Annotated in this window: 15 protein-coding genes; 2 read left to right on the top strand and 13 right to left on the bottom strand. The window is 48.1% G+C overall.

Annotation, left to right across the window (positions count from 1 at the left end; all coding sequences use genetic code 11):
• Nucleotides 1–227: 227 nt before the first annotated feature.
• From BLQ32_RS11160 to BLQ32_RS11130, 7 genes are all read right to left on the bottom strand, one after another.
• Entirely contained in the window at nucleotides 228–1310 is a 1083-nt protein-coding gene (locus BLQ32_RS11160; RefSeq protein WP_074510367.1) for a YkvI family membrane protein, read from the bottom strand.
• A gap of 30 nt (nucleotides 1311–1340) precedes the next feature.
• Nucleotides 1341–2477 carry an o-succinylbenzoate synthase gene (gene menC / locus BLQ32_RS11155; RefSeq protein ID WP_074510366.1) on the bottom strand — a complete coding sequence of 379 codons (1137 nt, stop codon included), beginning with the start codon at nucleotides 2475–2477 and terminating at the stop codon, nucleotides 1341–1343.
• Nucleotides 2474–3316: a GNAT family N-acetyltransferase gene (locus BLQ32_RS11150; protein ID WP_074510365.1), complete on the bottom strand. Its 843-nt coding sequence runs from the start codon at nucleotides 3314–3316 to the stop codon at nucleotides 2474–2476. The genes menC and BLQ32_RS11150 overlap by 4 nt, the downstream gene beginning before the upstream one ends.
• A gap of 5 nt (nucleotides 3317–3321) precedes the next feature.
• On the bottom strand, nucleotides 3322–4458 hold the full coding sequence (locus BLQ32_RS11145; protein WP_074510364.1) for a M20 peptidase aminoacylase family protein: 1137 nt from the start codon (nucleotides 4456–4458) through the stop codon (nucleotides 3322–3324).
• A complete protein-coding gene (locus BLQ32_RS11140; RefSeq protein ID WP_074510363.1) occupies nucleotides 4455–5315 on the bottom strand; it encodes a MurR/RpiR family transcriptional regulator in 861 nt (286 codons plus the stop codon). Before BLQ32_RS11140 ends, BLQ32_RS11145 begins: the two co-directional genes overlap by 4 nt.
• Nucleotides 5316–5655: 340 nt before the next feature.
• Nucleotides 5656–6264: a TetR/AcrR family transcriptional regulator gene (locus BLQ32_RS11135; protein ID WP_074510362.1), complete on the bottom strand. Its 609-nt coding sequence runs from the start codon at nucleotides 6262–6264 to the stop codon at nucleotides 5656–5658.
• Between the two features lie 420 nt (nucleotides 6265–6684).
• Nucleotides 6685–7176, bottom strand: coding sequence for a DUF1648 domain-containing protein (locus BLQ32_RS11130; RefSeq protein ID WP_053167251.1), 492 nt, complete (start codon nucleotides 7174–7176; stop codon nucleotides 6685–6687).
• 168 nt (nucleotides 7177–7344) lie between these two features.
• Here BLQ32_RS11130 and BLQ32_RS11125 point away from each other — a divergent pair, with 168 nt between their 5' ends.
• Nucleotides 7345–7755 (top strand): DUF4275 family protein, encoded by a 411-nt coding sequence (locus BLQ32_RS11125; protein WP_244890348.1) that lies wholly within the window; start codon nucleotides 7345–7347, stop codon nucleotides 7753–7755.
• Between the two features lie 31 nt (nucleotides 7756–7786).
• Here BLQ32_RS11125 and BLQ32_RS11120 read toward each other — a convergent pair whose 3' ends face one another.
• Complete coding sequence (locus BLQ32_RS11120; protein WP_074510361.1) at nucleotides 7787–9385, bottom strand: pyruvate oxidase; 1599 nt, start codon at nucleotides 9383–9385, stop codon at nucleotides 7787–7789.
• A 56-nt stretch (nucleotides 9386–9441) separates the two neighbouring features.
• Complete coding sequence (locus BLQ32_RS11115; protein WP_074510437.1) at nucleotides 9442–10461, bottom strand: zinc-binding alcohol dehydrogenase family protein; 1020 nt, start codon at nucleotides 10459–10461, stop codon at nucleotides 9442–9444.
• A 202-nt stretch (nucleotides 10462–10663) separates the two neighbouring features.
• Between BLQ32_RS11115 and BLQ32_RS11110 the strand changes: the two genes are divergently transcribed.
• A complete protein-coding gene (locus tag BLQ32_RS11110; protein WP_074510360.1) occupies nucleotides 10664–11692 on the top strand; it encodes an alpha/beta fold hydrolase in 1029 nt (342 codons plus the stop codon).
• 75 nt (nucleotides 11693–11767) lie between these two features.
• Here the strand turns inward: BLQ32_RS11110 and BLQ32_RS11105 are convergent, their stop codons facing one another.
• The 4 genes from BLQ32_RS11105 to BLQ32_RS11090 form a co-directional block, all read right to left on the bottom strand.
• Entirely contained in the window at nucleotides 11768–12748 is a 981-nt protein-coding gene (locus tag BLQ32_RS11105; protein ID WP_036803619.1) for an aldo/keto reductase, read from the bottom strand.
• Between the two features lie 130 nt (nucleotides 12749–12878).
• The gene (locus BLQ32_RS11100; RefSeq protein WP_036803652.1) at nucleotides 12879–13439 is read right to left on the bottom strand and encodes an alpha/beta hydrolase; all 561 of its coding nucleotides are present in this window, start codon (nucleotides 13437–13439) and stop codon (nucleotides 12879–12881) included.
• A 341-nt stretch (nucleotides 13440–13780) separates the two neighbouring features.
• Complete coding sequence (locus BLQ32_RS11095; RefSeq protein WP_074510359.1) at nucleotides 13781–14428, bottom strand: vWA domain-containing protein; 648 nt, start codon at nucleotides 14426–14428, stop codon at nucleotides 13781–13783.
• Nucleotides 14429–14510: 82 nt separating this feature from the next.
• Nucleotides 14511–15506, bottom strand: coding sequence for a macro domain-containing protein (locus tag BLQ32_RS11090; protein WP_074510358.1), 996 nt, complete (start codon nucleotides 15504–15506; stop codon nucleotides 14511–14513).
• Nucleotides 15507–15556 lie beyond the last annotated feature (50 nt).

The raw sequence follows: 15556 nt of genomic DNA, 5'->3' as shown, positions 1-15556 counted from the left end.
CAAAGCAGGAAATATTATTTCTGAATTTTCTAATTAAAATGCATAAACCTTCTGTTTGGGAACATTGCATCGGCCTTAAGACACGCAAATCTTATCATCCTTATCCTTTAAATACTTATTAATCCAGCATGGGCTGGCTTTTGGAATGGCCGTCCAACACTTTTAAAGAAAAATAAAGAACTTCCTGCAAAAATTAACAGGAAGTTCTTAATATGTGCAAGTTATTTTTATGGGGTAGTGATCGCATTTCGGGAGGTCTGCACTTTCCTTTTGCGCACCCACGCAATGACAATCGCTGCAATCAGCGTAAATCCTAAATACCCCATCACCGGATACACGGTTCCGACCAACGTGACGAAACCGACAAAGCTGGAAGCAAATGCGACGGCTCCGAAAGCTCCGACCGATACTTTGAATTTTTTGCTGTCCGGCTTCACAATACGTGCCGTGAACGCATATAGCATGCCGACAGCGGTATTGTAAATCATACCTAGGAGAATAATAGACATTAAGCCGCCGATTAACGGACTCATGTTATTCGCCAGTACCAGCATCGGCATTGGAACAGCCGCAATTTCTTTTAGTTGCGTCAACATGGAAACATTGATTAGCAAGATCAAAATTCCAAGCCCGACGCCGCCGATGATGCCGCCGCGGGCTGCGATTTTTGCATCTTTCACCGTGCCGCCCATCACCGTCATCATGGCCGCCCCTGCAGCCAGGTTATAAGATACATAAAGCGCCGCGCCCAATAGCCAGTGAGGCGCTGCTTGGCTGCTTGCAGCAGAAGCGGTGGCAGCAGCCAGTTCTGCTGAAGTCATATCAAAATTAAACAATGAATACACTGTGATAATGATGACGACCAAAAGCAGGACCGGTGTAAAGGCACTGATCAGCGAAATCACTTTGTTCACACTCAACATGACGGTCGCAATCGTCAAGACAGCCATCAGTACATTCCCCACCGATCCGGGAATTCCGAATTGCTGCTCAAAAATGGCACCGGAACCGGAAAACATGACAACCGTCACGCCGAACAAGAAAAAAGTAATGGCCACGTCAACGACCGGCCCCAAATACTTGCCGCAAATGTGGCGGATGGCGTGTTGATGGGATTTGGTCTGGAGCTGGCTGCCGAGCTGCGTCAAGTTCATGCCGAGAAAGGCGAACAGCGCCATTGCCAGAAGTGAACCGATAATGCCGTATATCCCGAAACTCGTAAAGAATTGCAGAACTTCCTGACCGGATGCGAAGCCCGCACCCACGATGACGCCGATAAATGCCCCGCCAATTTGAAAGCTTTGTCTCATAATCATTTCCCCCCGTTGCTTTTTAAGTTTTTATTGGCCAGTGGCAGCTGTTGATGGTTGTGCTTGAAACACCAGTTCTTCGACGGTGAAGCGGTCCATGGCTTGTTTGTTTATTGCATAGCCAATTCCGTAGGCATCGGGAACGGTGATGTAGCCATCTTCTACGACCACTTCCGGCGAAATGACGTCTTCTTCCCAGTATCGGGACGAACCGGCCGTATCGCCCGGCAACGTGAAGTTTGGCAAGGTTGTTAACGCGATATTGTGCGCGCGTCCAATGCCGGATTCAAGCATTCCCCCGCACCAGACCGGAATGCCTTTTTCGGCGCAGTAGTCATGGATCTTTTTCGCTTCTGTCAGACCGCCGACGCGCCCGATTTTGATGTTGATGATTTTGGTGCTGCCAAGCTCTACCGCTTTCCGGGTATCTTCAAGTGAATGGATGCTTTCATCCAGGCAAATCGGCGTCTGAAGATTCGCCTGCAAAGTGGCATGGTCAATGATATCATCCGATGCCAGCGGCTGTTCGATCATCGTTAAATTCAGGCCGTCCAGCTGCTTCAGCAGCTCGGTATCTTTTAGCCGATAAGCGGAATTCGCATCCGCCATCATCGGCACGTCAGGAAATGCCGCACGCAATTTCCGCATGACTTCTACGTCATAGCCGGGTTTGATTTTCACTTTGATGCGCTTATAGCCTTCTTCTACAAATCCAGCAACGGTTTCGATCAGTTCATCGGCATTCTCATGGATGCCGATGCTGATTCCGACTTCGATCCTTTTGCGGGTGCCGCCTAATGCTTCGGCAAGCGTCATTTTGTTCCGCTTTGCATACAGGTCCCAGATGGCGCCTTCAACCGTCGACTTCGCCATGTTGTTCTTGCGGAGATGGCCGAACAATTCGCTGACTTGATCGGGGTGGCTGATTTCATTTCCAAGGACGATCGGCACCAGGAAATCTTTGATGATGTGCAAATTGGTTTCGAGCGTTTCTTCGCTGTACCAGGGTGAATGGAAAGCTACTGATTCCCCCCATCCCGAATTTCCGAGTTCATCTTTCGCTTCCAGCAAAAGAAAATCTTTTTCCTGGAACGTGCCGAAACTTGTGGTGAACGGTTTTTTCATCATCATTTTCATTTTGCGGATGCGGATTTCGGTAATTTTCACTGCTGATCGCCTCTTTCTATTGGTTGTAGCGGAATCGTGTCAATTGAAACGAATTGATAATAATGCACGCCTGCTTCGGCTTTTCGGACACCAATGACCGCAAACCCGGCTTCGAATAACGATTGGAACACCGAACGGATTTTCATGCGCCAATCAAGCGCCAATACGGGATCCTGTTTTTTGATGGCCTGAAAATCCTGCGGCACCGGCACTTCTATGCCTTCGGCAGCTTCCGGCAAGTCTTTTTCCGGCAGCTGGAGTACCGGAAAGCCGGATGGGGAACGGCTGATGGCAAACGGGTTCACGTATTTGGCGATGTCCGGTGTCCAGCTGCGTTCGACCCGACCGCTTGAGATCCACCATTCAATTTGCAGGCGGTCGGTCGGCAATCCCCGGTTCAAGCCGTCGTCCATTTCCCCGTAGCAATCTTCGATATACGTCCTGCTGATGCCGAATAATTTGCTCGTATTCAAATGCGCATTGCGGCTTTCCAGCGGATCGAACGTCCACGTAATCAAATCGTAGCCCATTTGCTTGGCAATGCTGCGCTGTTCCAGTTTCAGCCTTTTGCCGATGCCCATCGATTGATAAGCGGGCAAAATGCCCATCATATGGGAGCAAAGATACGTCTTGCCGTCTTGAAATCCGGCAAAGCCGTAGCAATAACCGACCAGTTTTTCGCCGTCAAACGCGCCGACCAGGATCCCTCCGTTTTTAGAAGCGGTGAACGTCTGGTGTGTCGGGACCGGCGACATGTCCCATACTTCCCGTTCCAATTGCTGGATCAAGCGCATGTCCGCATTGCTTTCCAGTTTGCGGAGAGTGATGTCTTTTTCCATTCCCGTCACTTCCCTTGTTCCAAATGTTCAAAAGTCTGTCGGACGGTCCGGGCAAGAATTTCGATGCCGACGATTAAACTGTCCTGATTGAACGTCATGGCCGGATGGTGCAGCCCTGGAGATAAATCGCAGCCAAGCCCAAGCATGGAAGCTTTTACGGATGGCCGTTTTAACGTATAAAAGTGAAAATCTTCGCCGCCCGGCGTCACAATGGGCGGCACCAGGAATTCTTCGCCAAGCGTTTCGGTGATGGCTTCGCCCATTAACCGGACCGCTGTATCGTCCACTTCTGCCGCAGCAATTTCTGCAATGGCCTTATACGAAATTTCCACGCCCGCCAGCTCTGCAACAGAACGGATTGCTCGATCGACTTGCGTGTACAGTTCTTCCATGGCGCTATTCGTCTGCGCGCGCATGTCAATGCTGAATACGGCATTTCCCGGAATGATGTTTGCGGATTCCCCGCCTGCCTGGAACATCGTCACTTTCGCTGAATGCGGCACCATCGGGTTGATATGAATCGAGCGGATGGCTTGTACCAGGAGCGCCATCACTTCAATGGCATTTTGCCCTTCGTGCGGCCGTGCGCCGTGGGCATCAGTTCCGCGGATGGCCCCTTTCAGCATTTTTGCTGAGCCGTGCATGATGGCTGCCGATGCATAGCCATGGCCAATTTCCTGAGCCGGGCGGAGATGGACACCATACAGAAAATCGATGTCGTCGACAATTCCTTTTTCAACGAATGACAAGGCACCCGTCCCTTTTTCTTCTGCCGGCTGAAAAATCACTTTTAAGCGGCCCTTCTCCGGTATGCCGAGTTTTTTCAATGTTAAAAGCGTTCCGACTGCAAGCGTCATATGCGCATCATGCCCGCAGGAATGGTTGGGCTGATAAGTGCCGTCCACTTCCTGCCACAAGGCATCGATGTCTGTACGCAATCCGACACACGGCTCTCCGCTTCCGACCGTTACTACGAGTCCGGTCGAATCATTAAAGGTTTCAACGCTGAAGCCTTCGTCCACCAGCAGGTTTTTCAAATAGCGGGTTGTCTCCACTTCCTGCCAGCTGATTTCAGGATGGGTATGCAAATGCTGAAACACCTCTTCGGCTATCGGTTTTATTTCATCCAAAATGGTTTTCAATGGGAATCGTCTCCTTCTATAAATAAGAAATCACTGTCCAAAGCTTGATAGCGTTCCTGCCGTTTTTGGAACTTTTCTTTGTTCCTTACCACTACGCCGGCTACGAGGGCGTTCAAGAATGAGAATAGCGGTGCCGTCGCATCCAGCGTCGATTTGTTCGGCGAGTAGATCGGAAACAGCACATCACTGTGCGCATGGACCGGAGCGAGCGGGGCATCGGAAATTCCGATGACAAAAGCCCCTTGCTGCTTCGCGAGTTCCGCCAGCCGGATTGGTTCTTTTAAATACCGGTGAAACGATACGACGATCAACACGGAATTGGTATCCATATCGTTCAATGTCTGCAGCACGTCCTGGGATTCCGGCCGTATTTGGTGCACGTTCCCGCGCACGAGATTAAGCGTGAAAGACAGCCAATTTGCGGAAGCAAATGAAGAACGGAGCCCTAACACGTAAACGGCGTCTGCTGATGAGAGCTTTTGTACTGCCGCCTCGTATTGCTTTTCGTCAATCTGTCCCATCGTTTCTGCAATGGCCTTGCGGTCGTGCTCCATCACTTCTTCCAAAAAATGCGGCTGCTCTTCGAGTTCCATTTTGGATTGCTGATAGGCATTTAAACTGCTTTCCCGTGAAAGCAGTTGTTCGCGAATCGCTTTTTGCAGTTCTGCATAGCCCGATAAATCGAGGCTGTAGCAAAACCGGATCACCGTCGTCTCACTGACGCCGATGGAATCGCCGATATCCTGTGCAGCTTCAAGAGCTATTTTTCTTGGGTGGTCCAAAACGTAAGCTGCTACTTTCTTTTGGCTCTTGGACAAACCGTTGTATTGTTCGCGGATCAATTCCATTAAGTTCATAGTTTTTCCTCATTTGAAGTTAAGACGTCTTTTTTTATAACTTTTGAAGTTTGTACTTCATAATCAGTTTTTAATAATTTATCACACAATTCTTTCAAATGCAATATATCGTATACAAAAGATTAGAAATACTTAAACTTCATAGATTGAAAACTGATGCAGATCCCCGATTAACTTAAGCCATACAAAAACCAGCCATTAATAAAATGGCTGGTTAAAGAAAGTCCTATACATTGAGTAAAACTAAAGAAATCAACAACTTTAAGTTTACATAATAATATTATAAATACTTTAAAGATACTGCATCTTTATGCAAAATAGGTTTTTCTACTATAACTCCTTACCACCCTACGTTCCCGAATTTTTCACTGCAGCTTGAATTTAAATGATAGATGATGATTCTCTTCATCCGATTTGCTTCCAGAAGCTCCGGCCGGATCATGGCGTCAAGCGCCAGTCCATCCATTAAGCAGTACAGCCTCTCCGTCTCCAAATGCAAATCAGCATCCTTCTTCAATAGATTCAGCATGACAAGATAAGACATAACCTCTTTAATGGCTAGATACACACTGTCTTGCAGGGCATCAAATTTCTCCCCTTTGTGGCGTGTATACACTTTAAACACCAGCCGAGCCTCCACTTCCAGCCTTTTTTCTTCAGAAGACGGCAATAAATTCAGCAGCACTTGAACAATTTTGTCTTTCGGCGGCATGTCCAGCTTAAATACCCTTCCCATCCTTTCTGCCGTTCTTTTGTACACGAGCTCCCGCGAATACGCCACCAATTCATCCTGCGTCTTAAAATAATAGCGAAGCGCACCAAGCGACAAGTCCGCTTCTTTCGCAATTGTCCGTACAGACGCTCCTTCCATTCCATATTGTAGTATGACTCTCCAGGCGGCTTCAGCGATCGACTGTTTAACTTCTTCATGGTTTGTAAGTTTTGGCATACCTCTATTTTATCAGAATACTATTAATATTCAATAAAATAATACAGTTGTATTAAATAAAATTACCTCCAACATTCTTTTTAATACAGTTGCATCATCAAATAGTTAATAACTTTTTAGTGTTGGGGATAACTCTATTTAGCTGTGAATTACTCACCATTTCCCGGTTTTTTAGTGGATAAGCGGTGTTATTAACGCCACTTATCCGAATGTTGCTGTTCCGCTGTGTGTATCCAGTGATATTTTTCTCTTTTACAGCATTAGGATCTGCTCGCCTTTGAAGCGCCGCTGAAATCTGGGCAACTTAAAAAATAGCGAAATAATGCTTGCTGACTCCCCTCCCCTACTCCTGGATTTTTTCAAAAAAAAAAAAATAAAAGCAAGCACGTTTCCGTACTTGCTTGGAGCCTTCCCTGGCTTTTATATCCGGACCATCCGGATCATAAATAATAGTACGGTGCCAAAGATGACTGCCAAAAAAATCGGCATGAATCCTGCTCCTAACCCTTCTGCTTTTCCAATGGCTACCTGGATGTTCTGGTAAGTCAGAAAACTGAACAACAAAACGATTTCATTTTTCAGGACATTCATCATCAATACTCCGTTTACATAATGGGCTTCAGCTTTCTCCTTGGAAAAATTCAAGTAATTGAATGTATGCGGGTACTTTTCAGTGATGGACATAAAAACCCACATGGCCGCTCCGATGATTGGCAAGATGAACAACTCTATTTTGCTGCCCCAACGGTCCACTTCTCCGGCGCCATTATAATGCCCGGGCACTTTATCCGGCAAAGAAGCAAACTGGCCAAACAAGTACATAAGCAATGCGGCAAATACCAGCAGCGCAACGGCATCGAGAAAAACGGCCAGCCGCGGTTTCGGCAGATTAAGCTTTGGTTGCTTTTCCATAAAGTCCCCTCCCCTCTTCACCTATTTTACGAAAAAAAACGGCTTTGGTTTCAAAATCAGCCTGATGGATCAGGAAGCAAAAACGATTGCTAAAGACTTCTCTACGAAGGAAGCTATATAATAAAAGAAGTTGCAGGAAACATTATACGGCGAAAAGAGGGATAAATTTTGTGCTTTCAATCGGAACTGAAGTACAAAGAGCTCCCGAAATGGGGCAAGTATTTACGCGGTCAATGGGAAGAGCATTTTGCATCCCATTTATCGCCCAAGAAGAAAAAAGAAATCTATCTGAAGAGCTACCTTTGGCATCTTTGCAGCTATGAAGAAACCGCATTTCTTTCCGGTGTAGCTGCAGTGGCTGCTTTTCAAAAGCAGCCGAAAGGAAAATGCACTGTTTTTTTCGAACTTCACGATGATGCGTATCTGATTGAAAACGCTGCCAGCATGAGTGCATCAGATTTGCTTCAGGCTTCAGGCGAAGATGTATATGCCATGGATTGGAGTGGCCAGTGGACGTTTATGAAAACCCACGAAAAGGAACTCGGACCTTACTTCATTGAACGCAAAAAGAACCCCTAAGGCGAGGCAGCCTCAGGAGTTCCGACGGTTCTTATATCGCCGAGATGTCTTCTACATAAGCGTCAATGACGACCGGCTTTCCGCTCGCTTTCGCACTAGCCAGAGCCGTCTTTAATTCTGTGCGGTTCCTTGCGGTATAGCCGATTCCGCCGCAGGCTTTGGCAAAAGCGGCAAAATCGATGTTGGCAAGTTCTACATTATCGGCTGGGTTGCCTTTTTGTTCCTGTTCATCTTCAATGAGCTGGATTTTTTGGTTATTGAAGACGACCAGCGTCATCGGCAGCTTATATTTGACGGCTGTAACAAAATCCTGCATGCCGATCGAGAAGCCGCCGTCGCCGATCAGCCCAATCACTTGGCGGCCGGGGTAAGCCAATTTCGCCGCAATCGCACCGGGCAGTGCACAGCCCATTGTCGCAAGCCAAGCTGATACGACAAGCGACTGGCCGGAAAGCTGCAAATACTTGGCCGTCCAGATGGTCACACTTCCCACATCAAGCGAAATAACCGCATTTCCGTCCATTATGTGCTGCACTTCGGCCAGCACATGCTGCGGCTGCAGCTTATCCGTTTCTTTGTCCATGTCTTTCTGCAGATCTGCATGCCACGCTTCCCGTTTTTGGGCATACTTTGTTAAGAAATCCTCTTCTTTTTCATTCGCTCTTTCGGTGAACCAGGATAAAGTTGGAGCAAGCTCTCCCACTATGCCCACTGTAGCGGGATAATATTTGCCGATCACTTTCGGTTCAATGTCGATTTGAATGGCCGGCGCTTTGTCCGGCAAATACGAACGGTACGGGAATGCCGTCCCGGCAAGAATCACAAGATCGGTTTCTTTCATCGCATCTTCAGATGGCTTAGTGCCGAGTTGCCCAAGCTGGCCCAAGTTATAAGGATGGGAGTCCGGAACAATGCCTTTGGCAGGAAGCGACAGAATGATCGGTGCTTTGATTTTCTCGGCAAATGCCGCGAGTTCTGCGCCAGCCCCTCTAGCGCCTTTCCCGGCCAGTATGACCGGTTTTTTCGCCGACTGGATCAATTCCAAGGCTGACTGAAGATCTTCTTCAGCTGCGCGTATTTTCGGAACCGAGTAAGCGCTGGAAGTAAACGGCATGTCACGTTTAATCTTCTCGGCAAATAAATCATCCGAGACAATCAACACGGCCGGCCCTTTTTCGGCATACGCAGTGCGGATGGCCTGATTCAGCATATCCGGCAATTGTTCCGCTGCATGCACTTGCCGATTGTAGACCGCCACATCTTCAAACATCGATTCCAATTTCAGCTCCTGGAACGTATCTGTGCCCAGCGTGGAACTGCTCACTTGTCCGACAATCGCCAGTACCGGCGTTTTGTCTTTTTGGGCATCGTATAAGCCATTTTGAAGGTGGACTGCACCCGGTCCGGCAATCGACATGCAGACGCCGATTTGGCCGGTCAGTTTCGAATAAGCGGCAGCTGCCAGCGCACCGGTTTCTTCATGCCGCACTTGGATATAACGAATGGCATCCTCTTTTCGCAATTCTTCCATAAATTCGTTGATGGAATCTCCGGGCATCCCGTAAATGTGGCCTACGCCCCATTCTTTCAATCCTTCGATTACATAACTTCCTGCCGTGTTTTCAAACATTGCTTCCCCTCATTTCTCATATGAATTAACGATGGATTTCTTCTACCTTCATTCGCTTATTCAAAAGGCCCTTCCAGCACAATTTTCCCGATGGTCCGGCCTGTCAATAACTGTTCATACGCTTTCTTCAGATTTTCAATAGAGATGGGCTGATACTGTTCGTTCAGCGTGGATCGGACCTTGCCCGCGTCCACCCAATCGGCCAAGTCATTAAGGTAATGGTGCTGCTGAATCATATCTTCTGTCTGGAAAACGGAGCGGGTGTACATCAGCTCATAGGCAAACGTGACGCTTTTTGAGAAAAAGGCCATGTTGATCGGTTTTTGAGCGGGAAGAATTGAGCATATTTTTCCTTGCGGCAAAATGATTTCCCCCATTGCCTCCATGTGGTCATCGATATTGGTCAGACAGAAAATATAATGGACTCCTTCCATACCCAGCCCTTTTACTTGGTCCGGAAGCGATTCGCGGTGGTTAATTATATGATCAGCGCCATGGGCTTGTGCCCATTCGACGGTTTCCGGCCGTGATGCTGTCCCGATGACCGTCAGCCCCACTAATTTAGCGATTTGGGTGGCGACTGAACCGACGCCGCCTGCTGCGCCAATGATCAAAATCGACTTCCCGGCATTGTCTGCGGCGTTTCTTGAAATGTTCAAACGGTCAAATAGCGCTTCAAACACGGTCACACTCGTCAACGGCAAGGCAGCCGCTTCGGAAAAATCTACGCTTTTCGGTTTTTTGCCGACAAGGCGTTCATCGACCAAATGGAATTCACTGTGGCCGCCGGGCGCCGCACTTGTTCCAGCATAGAACACTTCATCGCCGGCTTTGAACAACGAACACTCATCTCCGGTTTCTACTACCACACCCGCGACGTCCCGCCCGACGATCGTCAACGATTTGTCGTCGTCTTTTTTGGCGTCGCGAGTCCGCAGGTCCGTCGGGTTGACCGAAATGGCGCGCACTTCGACCAGCAAATTTCGTCCTTTTGGTACAGGCCTGTCCAGATGAACCATTTCAAATAGAGGTGCTTTCGTTATATCTCCTTTTTTATAAAATCCGAATGCTTTCATTTGTTCTTCAGCCACTTGCTTCGCCTCTTTCCTTTTTCATTTCCAATTTTGTCCCTAATTACTGCTTACCCCAAAAGGTTCTTGGAAAACGCCTTCCCATTTTGGGTTTTCCCATTTCATAAGGACTTTTTTAAAATCTGCCCTAAGTTATCTGCCAATTGAGTATAATGATTACAACTGAAACCGAGAAAGAAGGGGCTTTATGTACTCCAATCCATATGAGCACTTATCCGGGACCATCAAATCTTCCAAATTGAAAAAAGCCGGATTTCAGGAATTCCAATTCGACACCGGGGAAATCAAGTTCAATTACGTGGTCGGACCAGACAACGGGCCGCCTTTGGTGCTGATTCCGGCACAGATGGGCATGTGGGAAAGCTACCAGAAAGTATTGGTTCCGCTGTCGAACGATTTCCAAGTTTTCGCCTTGGACATCAGGGGGCATGGGAAATCCAGTTGGACGCCTGGGCGATATTCCTGGCGCATTATTGGAGAGGACATGGAAGCTTTTTTGACAGGGGTTGTCAAACGGCCTGCAATGATTGCCGGCAATTCTTCCGGCGGCATTATCGCTTTATGGTGCGCAGCCAATCTGCCTCATCTCGTGTCTGCCGTCGTACTCGAAGACACACCGGTATTTTCTGTTGAAATGCCCCGCTTTAAAGAAGAAGACCGATTTGTCTATAACGGCTTAACAAAACTGGTCGAAAATATTGGGAATCCTTCGAGCCGGGATTTGGCGAATTATTTTAACGGCATGGAGATGCCGGTGTCGGAAACACGGACAAAACGGATGCCCCCGCAAGTTGTCCGCTACTTGTCCAAAAAAATCCGCAAGTTTGAAAAAGTACATCCCGGCCAGCCCATTGAAACGGGTTTCCCTTCCACCCTGCGCCTCTTGTTGAAATCGCTGTCGATGTTCGATCCGGATTTTGCACGGGCATTTGTGGATGGGCGTTTTTACGAAGGCATCGACCATGCCGAAGCGCTAAAACGGGTGCAATGCCCGCTTCTGGTGCTCCATGCGGATTGGCAGCGCTATCCGGAACACGGCTTGATCGGCGCGATGGATGACCGAGATGCCGGCCGGATAAAAGAGTTGGTGCCCGATATGAAATACCGGAAAATCCACGCCAACCACGTGATTCATGCTTTTAAACCCAAGCTCTATATCGATGCCATTATGGAATTTGCAGCAGAAATAGACGTGCTCCCGCAACCCGGAAAATAAATGCTGCCCCGATTAGTTACCGAAAGCCTCTTCCCTAACAGGAAAGAGGCTTTCAGTGTTTTTATAGAATTTCCATCATAAATTAACGCTTCTCATATCGGGATACCGGTCGCCGGCTGCTGCACCTTTAGGCGCCAATTGGTTGATGTGCGCCAAGTCCTGTTCTGTTAATTCCACTTTCAGCGCACCGATGTTTTCATCCAGGTATTTGATGCGCTTGGTCCCTGGAATCGGGACGATATCTTCTCCTTGAGCGAGCAACCAGGCAAGGGCGAGCTGAGCCGGCCGGCATCCTTTGTCACTTGCCATTTCTTCGATTTTCGTGACCAGATCCAAGTTTTTTTGGAAGTTCGCTCCTTGGAAACGGGGTGAAAATCGGCGGTAATCGTCTTCTGCCAAGTCTTCGAAGGTTTTGATCTGGCCCGTTAAGAATCCTCTTCCAAGCGGGCTGTACGGCACAAAGCCGATGCCGAGTTCCCGGCAGAGCGGCAAAATTTCATCTTCCACATCCCGGCTCCACAGCGAGTATTCGGTTTGCAGTGCACTGATCGGATGCACCGCGGCCGCTTTCCGGATCGTTGCGGGAGCCGCTTCCGACATGCCGAGATACCGGACTTTTCCCTGTTGGACCAAATCGCTCATCGCACCGATGGTCTCTTCAATCGGCACGTTCGGGTCAACCCGGTGCTGGTAATACAAATCGATGGTATCAAGGCCCAAGCGGATGAGGCTGGCATCACACGCTTTTTTCACATAGTCGGGATGCCCGTTGATGCCTTGGAAAGAGCCGTCTTCTCCTCGGACATTGCCGAATTTGGTCGCAACAATCACTTGCTCCCGCTTGCCTCTGATAGCGCGCCCCACCAATTCCTCATTGGCCCCGACACCATACATATCTGCCGTATCCAACAGTGTAATGCCTTGGTCAATGGCATGATGGATGGTTTTGAAAGACTCCTGATCGTCCCGTCCGCTGTAAAATTCCGACATGCCCATGCACCCTAAGCCGATTGCGGAAACTTCCAGCCCTTGCTGGCCAAGTTTTCTTTTTTCCATGCATATCCCACTCTTTCTGTTTGGTAGTGTAGTGAACTTCAATTGAAGCTGAATCATTCAACTGTCCGTGGCAAAAGCCGAAAATTTTATACGCTCCTATACCCTTTTTTCATTTTTGCAAATCTGTCTTTCATTTCAGCTTAATGCGCTTGATTTCTTCCACTAATTCCGGCAAGCCGTTTTCAAACAAATGGCTATTGCCGGGGATTTGTCTGAGGCGCGCTGACGGCAGCAGTTCGGCATATTTGGCACCATGTTCAAATGGCACCACATCGTCATGGGCACTATAAAAAAGGGATATATCCAGGCTTTCCGGCAGCTTTGATGAAAAGCCGGAAGCCAATTGGAAATCTTCTTTGCCCCAATCGGTGTTCATCCCCCATACCGGGGAAGCAATTAATAGGAGTGCCGAAATGCGAGGCTCCATTTTTTCTTCCGACAAAAGTTTCAGCAGCGCCGATCCGCCCAATGAATGGCCGATTAAAATAGAGTCCTCTCTAAAATCCGTAAAGCCTTCTTTTATTTGCCGTTTCCAGTTTTCATACACAGGATGTTCCGGTGCAGGCATTGCCGGATGGCGCAATTCAAAATCTCCGTCCAGCTCCTTCTCCAAATAACGAATCAACCTACCGCTGCCCTGCGTCTCGCCTTGCGGACCGGCACTGTGAATAAACAAGATTTGCTTTTTCACTTTTCTCGCCTCTTTTCTTTTTCTTCTATATAAAGGTATACCCGGTGTTGGATGAACATGTGCAAAAAAGAATGACGAATCCACTTTCCCAAATTGAAATTTTGCCGGAGAAACTTCTGAATAGGCTATGCGGAAGAATGCAACTACGGAAAAAAGGGGCTGTCCAATAAGTCGAATAACAGACTTATTGGACAGCCCCCTGCTTCTAATAAAGCGTTGGGGAGTACTATTGCTCCTTCATCGCTGCGCTAGCTTCGTCGCAAAGGAGTTGTCGCAAATTACTTTTGGGACAACTCCTTTCTCGCTTATAAATTATACATATGCATTAAACCCAGGCGCGTTCATTTGCGGGATTTAAAATCTGCTTCAATGTCTTTTTTCCAGGAACGGTCCAATTTCTTCCCTTGCCGAAACGAACTGATGGTTTCGCTCATCACTCGGTAGTTCAGTTCTGTCCCTTCTTCATCGGCATGGTAATTGACCGCAAATTCTTCCGCGATGCCGAACTCTTTTGCAGTTTTGACTGCATCAATGTTCGCCCCGATAAAAATGAATTCCCAGCCGTACGCTTCTTTTTGCATATTGATCATCGACTGGATCTTTTTATGGGTATATTCACAGCTGGCATTTTCCAAACCGTCCGTCGTGACGACAAAAAGCACTTTTCCCGCCCGCTGGTCTTCGCTTGTCCGTTTTTGCACATTGCCGATTTTGTTGATCGTTGAACCAATGGCGTCAAGCAGCGCCGTGGTGCCGCCGACTTCATAGTCCTTTTCCGTCAACGGCGAAATGCCATGGATCGGCAACCGGTCGTGAAGAAGTTCGTAGTTGTGGTTAAACAGCACCGTGGTGACTTTCACTTCGCCCGGTTCTTTTCTCTGTTTGTTGAGCAACGCGTTGAATCCGCCGATCGTGTCGCTTTCCAATCCACCCATTGATCCGCTCTTGTCGAGAATAAATACCAATTCTGTACTGTCGTTCTTCGTCATTTAAAACTCCTCCTTTAATTTTGTGCTACAACTAAAGGATATGCTTTTTCCTTGTCCGGAGGGTCGCTTGAAAAGCGACACTTTAAGCACCGAGGAGCGGCTGGTCGAAAGCGAACAAGGCTTCATTGATTTCATGGATGCGGTAATTTTCCTGTTCAATAAAATATTCGATGATAACATCGAATTTATTGCTGCGGGTCAGGGTATAGCCTGCTGAATCCAACAATTCTTCGGTTTCATCCAAATCGAGCTGCAAGGCGATTGCAAAGGCGATGACTGTTTTTTTCATCGGCGTATAATTCTTGGAATTGCGGATTTTCGAGAACAGTTTGCGGTCGATATTCGCTTTTTTATATGTGTCCACATCGCTCATGTTTTTTTCGTCGATAAACCGCAGCAAACGCACAGAAAACGGTTCATTCATCCGCTTTAACGCTTCTTCCAGCCCGCCCTGTGAGATGGACTGCTCTAATTGTCCAAACGCCGCATCGGCCATAATGTCCTGCTCCACCATTTTGCGGTTCCGGGGATAGCGGATTTCCTGTTCATCGATGTAATTTTCATCGACAAATTGCTTGACGGATCGATACAATTTTTCGCTGATGCCAAACGATTGCTTGTCAAAGACCACAAGATACACGAGCATTTCATGGTCCAGCAAAAAATGATGGATTTCCGAAATGGCGGCCTGCAGTGCCTGGTCTTTCGGGTACCCGTAAATGCCGGCAGAAATCAGCGGAAACGCAATCGATTCGCATCCGAGCGAAGCCGCGAGTTCCAGCGATTTTTGATAGCAGGACCGCAGCAATTCTTCTTCCCTTTCTTTCCCGCCCCGCCAAATCGGACCAACCGCATGGATGATGTAATCGGCCTGCAAACGAAAAGCCGGCGTCTCGACGGCTCCTCCAGTCGGGCAATGGCCAATTCGGTCACAGGCCGTCTGCAATTCTTTGGCTCCCGCCGCGCGGAAAATCGCTCCGCAAACCCCACCGCCCATTTGAAGCGATGAATTCGCGGCATTGACAATCGCATCCGTCTGCATATTCGTAATATCGTTGCGTACAATTTCAAGTGGCATCTTTTTCACACTCCTTAGTTTCAAGTTACCAATAGCCCGAATGAATTGCC

Origin of the sequence: Planococcus glaciei (assembly GCF_900099655.1) — a bacterium.
Lineage (GTDB): Bacteria > Bacillota > Bacilli > Bacillales_A > Planococcaceae > Planococcus > Planococcus glaciei.
This window is presented reverse-complemented; position numbering and strand designations above follow the sequence as displayed.

Bases quoted from the DNA above. Each gene is read 5' to 3' on its own strand.
- BLQ32_RS11115 (WP_074510437.1), bottom strand. From the start codon at position 10,461: ATGAAAGCATTCGGATTTTATAAAAAAGGAGATATAACGAAAGCACCT.
- BLQ32_RS11095 (WP_074510359.1), bottom strand. From the start codon at position 14,428: ATGACGAAGAACGACAGTACAGAATTGGTATTTATTCTCGACAAGAGC.
- BLQ32_RS11160 (WP_074510367.1), bottom strand. From the start codon at position 1,310: ATGAGACAAAGCTTTCAAATTGGCGGGGCATTTATCGGCGTCATCGTG.
- BLQ32_RS11110 (WP_074510360.1), top strand. From the start codon at position 10,664: ATGTACTCCAATCCATATGAGCACTTATCCGGGACCATCAAATCTTCC.
- BLQ32_RS11105 (WP_036803619.1), bottom strand. From the start codon at position 12,748: ATGGAAAAAAGAAAACTTGGCCAGCAAGGGCTGGAAGTTTCCGCAATC.
- BLQ32_RS11135 (WP_074510362.1), bottom strand. From the start codon at position 6,264: ATGCCAAAACTTACAAACCATGAAGAAGTTAAACAGTCGATCGCTGAA.
- BLQ32_RS11150 (WP_074510365.1), bottom strand. From the start codon at position 3,316: ATGGAAAAAGACATCACTCTCCGCAAACTGGAAAGCAATGCGGACATG.
- BLQ32_RS11120 (WP_074510361.1), bottom strand. From the start codon at position 9,385: ATGTTTGAAAACACGGCAGGAAGTTATGTAATCGAAGGATTGAAAGAA.
- BLQ32_RS11090 (WP_074510358.1), bottom strand. From the start codon at position 15,506: ATGCCACTTGAAATTGTACGCAACGATATTACGAATATGCAGACGGAT.
- BLQ32_RS11140 (WP_074510363.1), bottom strand. From the start codon at position 5,315: ATGAACTTAATGGAATTGATCCGCGAACAATACAACGGTTTGTCCAAG.
- BLQ32_RS11130 (WP_053167251.1), bottom strand. From the start codon at position 7,176: ATGGAAAAGCAACCAAAGCTTAATCTGCCGAAACCGCGGCTGGCCGTT.